At 72.5% G+C, this 2592-nt stretch carries 2 protein-coding genes; both read left to right on the forward strand.

The features are described from left to right. A partial coding sequence (locus ACYVE9_RS22375) for a bifunctional metallophosphatase/5'-nucleotidase (RefSeq protein ID WP_461029689.1) occupies window positions 1–1712 on the forward strand: 1712 nt, incomplete at its 5' end. Window positions 1713–1935: 223 nt separating this feature from the next. Then, window positions 1936–2532, forward strand: coding sequence for a dihydrofolate reductase family protein (locus ACYVE9_RS22380; RefSeq protein ID WP_461029690.1), 597 nt, complete (start codon window positions 1936–1938; stop codon window positions 2530–2532). Window positions 2533–2592: the final 60 nt, after the last annotated feature.

Genomic DNA, 2592 nt, shown 5'->3' on the forward strand with positions numbered 1-2592 from the left:
CGGCCGTGCCCACGGCGCAGGCCGCTCCGGAGAGGTCCCACGGCCACGGCAAGCACGGCCGGACCGTCGACCTCCAGGTGCTGGCCGTCAACGACTTCCACGGCGCCCTGGAACCGCCCACCGGTTCGGGCGGCCGGGTGACGCACGAGCACGCCGACGGCAGCACCGAGCAGATCGACGCCGGCGGGGTGGAGTACCTGGCGACGGCGCTGCGCGAGGCCCGCAGGGGGCACTCCCGCTCGGTGACGGTCGCGGCCGGCGACATGGTCGGTGCCAGCCCGCTGCTGTCCGGGCTGTTCCACGACGAGCCCACCATCGAGGCGCTGAACACCCTCGACATGGACGTGGTCGGCGTCGGCAACCACGAGTTCGACGAGGGCGCCGAGGAGTTGCTGCGCAAGCAGCGCGGCGGCTGCCACCCGGTGGACGGCTGCTACGCCGACGGCCGCACCTTCGAGGGCGCCGACTTCCCGATCCTCGCGGCGAACGTGGTGGACAGCAGGACGAAGAGGCCGCTGCTCGCGCCCTACACCGTGCAGAAGGTGAAGGGCGTCAAGGTCGGCTTCATCGGGGTGACGCTGGAGGGCACCAAGGACATCGTCTCGCCCGGCGGCATCGAGGGCCTGACGTTCCTCGACGAGGCGGAGACGCTCAACAAGTACACGAAGGTGCTCAAGCGGAAGGGCGTCAACGCGGTCGTCGCCCTGGTCCACGAGGGCGGCTACCCGCCGTCACAGGCCTACAACCACGACTGCTCCACCGGTGACGGCCTGTCAGGGCCGATCGTGGACATCGCCCGCCGGACCGACGCCGGGGTGGACGCCCTCGTCACCGGCCACACCCACCAGGCGTACGTCTGCACGGTGCCGGACCCCAAGGGCCAGGACCGCCTGGTCACGTCGGCGGCGTCCAACGGCCGGCTGTTCACCGAGCTGAACATGGCCTACGACCGCAGGACCCGGGACATCGTGCGCACCTCGGTCGAGGGCGGCAACCGCGTCGTGCACCGCGACCGCCCCCGGGCCGCGGACGTCACCCGGCTGCTGGGCTTCTGGCAGGACCTGGCGGCGCCCGTCGCCTCCCGCCCCATCGGCTGGATCGCCGAGGACATCACCGCGGACCGCACCCGGCCCGAGTCGCCGCTGGGCAACCTGGTGGCCGACGCCCAGCTGGCCTACGGCCGCGCGACCGACGACTCGGTGGAACTGGCGCTGATGAACCCCGGCGGCATCCGCACCGACCTGGTGCACGCGGCGTCCGGCAGCGAGGGGGACGGTGTCGTCACCTACGCCGAGGGCTTCGCGGTGCAGCCGTTCTCCAACACGGTCAACTTCGCCGACCTCACCGGCGCCCAGCTGCTCCAGATCCTGCGCGAGCAGGTCAGCGGGTCGAACGAGGCGACGCCGAAGATCCTCCAGGTCTCGGACGGCTTCACCTACACCCTCGACCTCACCAGGTCGGGCGCCGACCGGGTGGTGGCCGACTCGGTGCGGCTCAACGGTGAGCCGTTGGACTCCGACCGGACCTACCGGGTCGCGATGAACTCGTTCCTCGCGGGCGGCGGCGACGGCTTCCCGACCTTCGCCGAGGGAACCGACCCGTACGTCGGCGCGGTGGACCGGGAGACGCTGGAGCGCTACCTGACCGCCAACTCCTCCGCCGCCTCACCCTTCGAGGCCCCGGCGACGGACCGCATCACCGTCGTCGACTGACCGGCACCGGCCGAGCCGCCGAAGGCCGGTCGCGACGCACCACACGATCCGGAACGGCCCGGCTCCTCGTCCAGGGAGCCGGGCCGTCCCCGTGCCACGCTGTCCGCGTGAGGGCGGACGTGCCCCGGGCCATCCCCGCGGGGCGACCGCGGTGCGATGAGTTTCCGACGGTGCGGACGTCTGCATGTCCGTACCGTCAAGAGCGACCGAGGAGCGAGTCGAAGTGCGCATCGTGATCAGTGAGTTCATGAGCCTGGACGGCGTCGTGCAGGCACCGGGCGGCCCCGAGGAGGACACCGAGGGCGGCTTCGCACACGGCGGCTGGACGCACCCGTTCTTCGACCCGGAGGTGGTCGGCGGCGCCTTCGACGACGCGATGTCGCAGGCCGACGCCCTGCTGTTCGGGCGCCGCACGTGGCAGACGATGGCCGGGGCGTGGCCCGAGCGGGCCGGCGACCCGTTCGCCGACCGGATGAACTCCATCCGCAAGTACGTGGTCTCCCGGACGCTCGGCGACGACGAGCTGACGTGGCACAACAGCACCCGCATCCCCGGCGAGCAGGCCGCGGAACGCGTCCGCGAGCTGCGCGGTACCGAGGGCGGCGGGCTGCTGGTCATGGGCAGCCCCTCGCTCGTGCGCATGCTGCTGAGCGAGGGGCTGGTCGACGAGCTGTGCCTGATGGTCATGCCGGTCATCCTCGGCGGCGGCAAGACGATCTTCCCCGGGGACGGCGGGCTGCACACCCTGGAACTGGTCTCGTCCGTGACCAGCGACGCGGGGGTCCAGGTGTGCACCTACCGGACGGCCGGCACGGCGTAGCGGCCGGCCGGGAGCCGGAGCGGCGGGTCGGGCCGCACCCACACCCCGGCCCGCCCCTCC

Source organism: Streptomyces sparsus (assembly GCF_054776295.1).